The sequence below is a fragment of the Bradyrhizobium sp. genome (assembly GCF_049512235.1).
GTDB lineage: Bacteria > Pseudomonadota > Alphaproteobacteria > Rhizobiales > Xanthobacteraceae > Bradyrhizobium.
This window is the reverse complement of record NZ_JBEKXH010000364.1, coordinates 1-6,519: the sequence shown is the minus strand read 5'-3', so window position 1 is coordinate 6,519 and position 6,519 is coordinate 1. Positions and strand designations below refer to the sequence as shown.

Here is a 6,519-nt window from a genome sequence, read left to right as displayed (position 1 = left end):
GGGTGGGGTGGGGGCGCGGCATCGGCGGTGTTGGTTACGTGTGTGGCCGCGATATCAGATCGATGGATTTTCGCCCGGAGCTTCCCCCACCCCAACCCTCCCCCGCGAAGAGCGGGAGAGGGGGCGCAGCATCGCAAGCGCCGATATGATCAGAACTTCGGAAACGCTGAACTAGGCCGCCTCGAACGCCGGAACGGGCAATGCAGTCACGGACTTGATTTTTTCCATGGCGAAGCGCGACGTTACGTTCTTCAACGCGACTGCGCCGATCAGTTTCTTGTAGAACACGTCATAGCTCTGCATGTCAGATACGACCACGCGCAGCATGTAATCGACGTCGCCGGCCATACGGTAGAACTCCATGACTTCCGGCATGGCGCTGACCGCCTGGGCAAATTTCTTCAGCCACGCCTCGGAATGGTCGCTGCTCTCGACGGATACGAATACCGATAGCCCGAGTCCGATCTTGTTCTGATCGACCAGCGCGACCTTTCCGGTGATGATGCCTTCATTCTCCATGCGCTGAACGCGCTTCCAGCATGGCGTCGACGACAGGCCGACGCGATCCCCGATCTCGGCGACCGAGAGCGAGGCATCCTCCTGCAGCACCCGCAAGATCTTACGGTCGATGGCGTCAATGCGGCGCGGCGTTTCGGGCGGGGCAGCGATATCGCTCATTTGGAACATTCTTCTAATTGATCCGGCCATGTGGATCATAAATAGAAATACATTCTACTCAAGCCAGAATTATTTGCAAAGAATGCTTAGATTGGAGAATTTTCTGCTTTCGATCTCGCTTCTGCGAGAAACATTTGCGAACCACTGGTCGGTCTAAAGGCCGGCACCCTTGCCAATGGCATTGGCGAACGACCGGTCGACGATATCGGCTGCGTTGAGCTTTTGCTTGATCAAGCCCGACCGGAAATACAGATCGATGGTCTTCTGCTCGTCGGCGACCACACCGTCATCGATCGGCGCGATGCGGATTTTGGCCCGGCTCAGCCAGTTCAGCGGCACGGCCGGCGGAATGTTCATCAGTCTGCCCCAGCTCTCGGCGTAAGCGTTGACGTGGCTCAGCGACCAGGCGCGGGCGACCGTGAGGCGCCGAAGGAAATCTTCCAGCTCCGGCCGCTTGTCGCGGATCGCGTTGGGTGAGGCGACCTGAAAGCCGATACCCGGGGTAATGCCTTCGGCCGTGATGACGCGCCGCGACTGGAACAGCACTTCTTCCTGGCTGACATAGGGTTCCCACGTCGACCAGGCATCGACAGAGCCTTGGGTGTAGGCGACCTTGGCATCGGACGGCGCGAGAAATACGATCTGCACATCGCTCGCAGACCATCCCCTTGATTCCAGCGCCGCGAGAATCAGCTGGTGTCCGACCGAGCCGCGACCGGTCGCGATTTTCTTTCCTTTGAGATCCTCGAAAGCGCTCGCAGGGTGGTCTGGGCGCCGGCGGAGGCAATAGCGCTCAGCAGCAAGCCCGCAAGGAAGATCGCGCGCATCATTCGGCCGCCACTCCCCTGGCGACACCACGCCCAGCGATCAGCTTGCGCGTCAGCGGAATCAGTTCGCGGCCATATTCGATGGCGTCGATCAAAGGATCGAAGCCGCGAATAAGGAAGTGGCTGATCCCCAGGTCGTAATAATCGCCGAAGACTTCGGCGACCTGCTCTGATGTTCCGACCAGCGCGGTGGTGTTGCTGTTGGCGCCGGTCAGCTTGGCGATCTCCGTCCACAGCCGTTTGTCGATCCGACTGCCCTGCTCTGCCAGCGCCAGCAACCGGCGTGCGCCGGCGGTGGCGTGGCCATCGGCCGGCTTGCGGTAGCCGGTCTTGTCCTGGAGCGCCGTGGCGCGCGCCAGAAGCTCCTCGGCCTTGGCCCAGGCTTTTTCCTCGGTATCGGCGAGGATCGGCCGCACCGACAGGCTGAACCGCGGTGCCGGTCGTCCGTGCTTCGCGGCGGCGGCGCGCACCCGCGACGTCACATCGCGCACCTGCGCATAGGATTCGCCCCACAGCGCAAAGGTGTCGGCATGCTTGCCGGCGACCTCGATCGCGGCGTCGGAAGCGCCGCCGAAGAAGATCGGGATGCCCTCGCTGCGATAGGGTTTTATTTGCGAGAAGCCGTTCTCGACCTTGTAATATCTGCCGTCATAGGAAAACGGCCTTTCGCTGGTCCATTCGGAACGAACGACATCGAGAAACTCGTCGGTGCGGGCGTAGCGCTCGTCCTTGTCGTCGATGGTGTTGCCGTCCTGCTTCAGTTCGTTGGCGTTGCCGCCGGTAATGACGTGCAGCGCCACCCGGCCGCCGGACAACTGATCGATGGTCGCCAACTGGCGGGCGATCAGCGTCGGCGAGGTGAAGCCCGGCCGCTGCGCGATCAGGACCGTGAGCCGGTCGGTGACACCGAGCACATGCTGGCCGACCTGCAGGCTGTCCGGCGTGGTGGAATGAAAGGCGAGCAGCGCCCGGTCGAAGCCGGCATTCTCATGGGCTTTGGCAACCGTCTCGATGTGATGGCGATCGAGCACCGGGCCGGTCCGCACGATGGTCTCGGAAGAATTGTTATTGCCGATATACCCAATGAATTCGATGGCCATGTCCTGCTCCGGTTTCGTTCGACATTCTCATTGCTTCAGAGCCCCAGCGCCAACCGGCCGACCTGAACGCGGGTCGCGTCGTCCTGAGGCGTATGGACGCGCCCGCATAGCACGTCGCGATAATGCCGCTCCAGCGGGTTGGCGCGGGCGAGCCCGTGATTGCTGCTAAGGGAGAGAGCGTCCTCGACCACCGCGATCGCGTTGTTGGTGACGGTCAGCTTGATGATATTGGATTCGGCGGCGCTGAGGGAACAGCCGTCATCGTAATCGCCGGCGAAACTGTCGATCAGCCGCGCGTTGACGGCGAGGCGCGCTTCGATGGCGCCGACCACTTCCTGCACGCGCGGCAGCGTAGCCAGCGACGCGCCGAGGTTGGAGGGCACCCGTTGCTTGAGGAACGCGATCAGCCAGTCGCGCGCCGCCCGCGCGACGCCGTCATAGATCGCGGCGATGAAGATCGCGTGGACCGTCGCCTGGGTGAAATCGGGAACCAGCCAGTCTTCCGGCTTGCGGACGTCGATCTCATGATCGAGCGGGAACACGACGTCGTCGAACAGGATGTCGTGACTGCCGCTGGCGCGCAGCCCGAGATGGTCCCAGGTCTCGACGATGCGCGTTCCCGGCAATCCCGCGGGAACGAGAAAAAGGCCGGCGCGGACGTCCGGCTCATCGGTTTTGGCCCACACCGCATACCATTTCAGGATCGGCGCGCCCGTCGAATAGATCTTGCGCCCGGTGAGCCGCCATCCCGTTTCGGTCCGGCGCGCTGTTGTCGCCGGCAAGCCTCCGCGCGAGGGCGAGCCGAGATCGGGCTCGACCCGCAGCGCATTGATCAGCGCCACGCCTTCAACGGTTTCGCGGGCCAGCTTGCGGGCAAGGCGGCCGGGCCAGCGCGCGCTTTTCGCCATCACCAGATGCTGGATGTAATGCATCGACAGTACCAGGGCCGTCGATGGATCGGCTTTGCCGAAGATATTGATGATGCGGGCCGCAATCAGCGCTCCGGCGCCGAGCCCGCCAAGCGCCGCAGGTACGGTGAGCGCCAGCAATCCCGCTTCCGACAGCTCCTTGAAATTCTCGAACGGAAAACTGGCATCACGATCGTGCCGGGACGCCCTTTGCGCAAATTCGGAAGCGAGCTGGTTGGCCGTCTCGAAGATGCTCGCGGTCGGATCCATCGCAAGCTGTTCGGAAGTTGAATGTCCTTGTGCCCTCACCATGTCGCTTCCAATCCGAGCAATCCCAGGATTTTCCGCCGCAACTCTGCGAGCACGGGATCGCCGCGGTGCCGGGGATACGGACGATCGACCGCGATGTCGGCCTTGATGCGCGCCGGTCGGTCGGAGAACACGATGACGCGATTGGCGAGATATACCGCCTCCTCCACGTCATGGGTTACCAGCAGCGTCGTAAACCCGCTTCGCTGCCACAGCGACACCAGTTCCGCCTGCATGGCAATCCGCGTCAGCGAGTCGAGTTTGCCGAGCGGCTCGTCGAGAATGAGGATCTTGGGGTCGTTGATCAGCGCCCGCGCCAGCGCCACCCGCTGGGCCATGCCGCCGGAAAGCTGATGCGGATAGGCTTTGCGGAAGCCTGACAATCCCACCAGATCGATGGCGGCATCGACGCGGTGACGCTGGCTCTTCAGGATGCCCTGGGCTTCGAGGCCCAGGGCGACGTTGTGCCAGACATTTCGCCACGGGAACAGGGTCGGGTCCTGAAAGACCACGACGCGGGAGGGAAATGGACGCGTGATCGGCTCGCCGTCTTCGCGTAGCGTGCCCGACGTCGGCGGCTCTAGTCCTGCGACCAGCCGCAGCAACGTGGACTTCCCGCAGCCGGACGGACCGAGCAGCGCGACGAATTCCCCGGGTTCCAAGCTGAAGCTGATGTCATCCAGTACCGGCAGAGCCGCGCCATCGATATCGAAGGCATGGCTTACGCCTTCGATATCCAGCGCCGCGCCGGCCGCGGCCAGTGCGGCGGCTTCGGCTATGGCGAGCGCTACCATTTGACGACGCCCTTTTGCCAGACGAGCAGCCGGTCGCGGGTCCGAAACAGCAAGGTGATCGCGCCCGAGCACAACAGCGACATCACGATCAGCGCGGCATACATGTCGGTATAGACTTCGATGATGGCCTGCGGCGGTGGAAAGAACGGCAGCGGCAGCCAGGCAAATTTGGCGGTCGCGACCTCCCACAGGGTCAGGAACAGGCCAAGCGCCAACAGCCATGGCGCACGCGCCTTAAGTCCGGGACCGAATCGTCCAAGCCATTTCGCGCTTGCCGTCGCGGCCAGGAGGCTTGCGGCCATCACAAAGGCGGCGATCGCCAGACCCTGGGTCCGCGACCAATCGCCCAAATCTTCCCACAGCAGGCAGGACGATCCGAACGCGACCCAAGCGAAGCTTGCAAATATGCCGGTGCCGTTGGCCCGAAATGACAGGGGTAGCGACAGCGGCCGTCCCGCGAACGCGGCGCCCTCCTCCGCCGACTGCGGCAGCGCGACCGTTTTAGAGGCCGAATACATCGACATAAATCCGCTCCGCAAATTTTGTCGTATCGGTGCTCGGCTTGAAGACCGAGACGAGCTTCAGATCGTCCGCATAGGCCTTCAGCTCCTGCTTCAGCACGGCGCCTGTCGGATGGTGGTGATGGGTGTGGTAGCGAACCATCGCCTCCAGATCGGGCAGGCTCGCGGTCTTCGGCGCATAAGGCTGGAACGAGGCCGCGGCCTTGTCGGGATTTTGCGACGTAAACATCGCCGCATCGAGCAACGCCTGGGTGACGGCGCGCGCGACCTGCGGCTCGTCGCGGACCAGGCTGCCGCGCAGGCCGACGATGCAGCAGGTCTTGTCCTTGTAATCGCCGTCCAGATTGGAGGCGACTTCCTTGTAGGCGGGATCCTTCAGCCAGAGATAGGCGATCGGGTCCCCAGCCAGGAAAGCCTGCACTTCGCCCTTCTCGAACGCCAGCCGCACCAGATTGGCGGGATAGACCCGCCAATCGACGTCCTTGTTGGGATCGATGCCCTGCTTGGCGAGCTGGATCGAGAAGAAATTCTTGTCCGGCCCGGCAAGATCTCCGACCCCGACAATCTTTCCCTTGAGGTCGGCCAGCTTGTCGACCCCTGAATTGGTACGCGACAGAACGCGCATGCAGCCGCCATGGGTGCCGGCCGCGATCTTGACATCGAAACCCTGTTCGAGCGGCTTCAGCCAGCGCAACGCCATGCCGAGGCCCGCGTCGGTCTTCCCGGTCGCGATCGCTTCCAGCAACTGGTCGGTCGAGCCGCTGTAGTTGACCAACTCGACGTCGAGATTCTGCTTCTGGAAAAACCCATGGTCGATCGCCACGGGCAGCGGCGCGAGACACACCGCGCCGGCGTTCCAGGACAATTTCAGCTTTCGTGGCGCGCCCGTGAGCGGGGCTGCGTCGGAGGCGGTCTTGCAGATCGGGAATTCCGAGAAGTCGATATTTGGCGTCACCGTGCGGAACGGAAACGCCTGCGCGCTGAACACGCCGATCGGCGCCGCGAACGCCGCTGCGGCGCCTGCGCGCAGCAATGTGCGGCGGTCCAGCAAGGCGTTGTCCCGCTTGTTATGTCCCGACATCAATCTCTCCTGCTTTTTAAGCGGCACCAAGCCACCATCGGCGCAGCGCATTGCAGCTACGGCCTGTTATTGCTTCGCGTTGGCTTCCGTGAATTGGACTTCCGTGAATTGACTTCAATCGCCGCGAGCTTCCAGTTCCCGCTCCATTGAATCGACGTTCAAATGATGCGACGCGGCATCGCCATCGTCAATGAAATGGAATTTTGAATGTGGAACCGAACGGAGAGATTATCTCCACAATTGCATTGTCCGGCGGTGCAACGGTTTTTGCCCTGTCAAAAAATGTGCAGCGTTCCAAATT

Annotated in this window: 5 protein-coding genes and 2 pseudogenes; all 7 read right to left on the bottom strand. The window is 62.4% G+C overall.

Annotated elements, in window-relative coordinates:
• Positions 1-171: 171 nt before the first annotated feature.
• Positions 172-678 carry an Lrp/AsnC family transcriptional regulator gene (locus ABSG20_RS26330; RefSeq protein WP_423867412.1) on the bottom strand — a complete coding sequence of 169 codons (507 nt, stop codon included), beginning with the start codon at positions 676-678 and terminating at the stop codon, positions 172-174.
• Between the two features lie 153 nt (positions 679-831).
• A pseudogene (locus tag ABSG20_RS26325) lies at positions 832-1,440 on the bottom strand (ABC transporter substrate-binding protein); the annotation flags it as partial.
• Between the two features lie 64 nt (positions 1,441-1,504).
• Positions 1,505-2,605 (bottom strand): LLM class flavin-dependent oxidoreductase, encoded by a 1,101-nt coding sequence (locus tag ABSG20_RS26320; RefSeq protein ID WP_423867411.1) that lies wholly within the window; start codon positions 2,603-2,605, stop codon positions 1,505-1,507.
• A 35-nt stretch (positions 2,606-2,640) separates the two neighbouring features.
• Positions 2,641-3,783, bottom strand: coding sequence for an acyl-CoA dehydrogenase family protein (locus ABSG20_RS26315; RefSeq protein ID WP_423867413.1), 1,143 nt, complete (start codon positions 3,781-3,783; stop codon positions 2,641-2,643).
• Positions 3,784-3,818: 35 nt separating this feature from the next.
• Positions 3,819-4,616 carry an ABC transporter ATP-binding protein gene (locus tag ABSG20_RS26310; protein ID WP_423867410.1) on the bottom strand — a complete coding sequence of 266 codons (798 nt, stop codon included), beginning with the start codon at positions 4,614-4,616 and terminating at the stop codon, positions 3,819-3,821.
• 104 nt (positions 4,617-4,720) lie between these two features.
• A pseudogene (locus tag ABSG20_RS26305) lies at positions 4,721-5,140 on the bottom strand (ABC transporter permease); the annotation flags it as partial.
• Complete coding sequence (locus tag ABSG20_RS26300) at positions 5,118-6,218, bottom strand: ABC transporter substrate-binding protein (RefSeq protein WP_423867408.1); 1,101 nt, start codon at positions 6,216-6,218, stop codon at positions 5,118-5,120. The gene ABSG20_RS26300 and the pseudogene ABSG20_RS26305, both read right to left, overlap by 23 nt.
• Positions 6,219-6,519: the final 301 nt, after the last annotated feature.

Excerpts from the sequence above, each read along its gene's own strand:
- ABSG20_RS26315 (WP_423867413.1), bottom strand. The coding sequence starts at position 3,783 with ATGGATCCGACCGCGAGCATCTTCGAGACGGCCAACCAGCTCGCTTCC.
- ABSG20_RS26300 (WP_423867408.1), bottom strand. The coding sequence starts at position 6,218 with ATGTCGGGACATAACAAGCGGGACAACGCCTTGCTGGACCGCCGCACA.
- ABSG20_RS26330 (WP_423867412.1), bottom strand. The coding sequence starts at position 678 with ATGAGCGATATCGCTGCCCCGCCCGAAACGCCGCGCCGCATTGACGCC.
- ABSG20_RS26310 (WP_423867410.1), bottom strand. The coding sequence starts at position 4,616 with ATGGTAGCGCTCGCCATAGCCGAAGCCGCCGCACTGGCCGCGGCCGGC.
- ABSG20_RS26320 (WP_423867411.1), bottom strand. The coding sequence starts at position 2,605 with ATGGCCATCGAATTCATTGGGTATATCGGCAATAACAATTCTTCCGAG.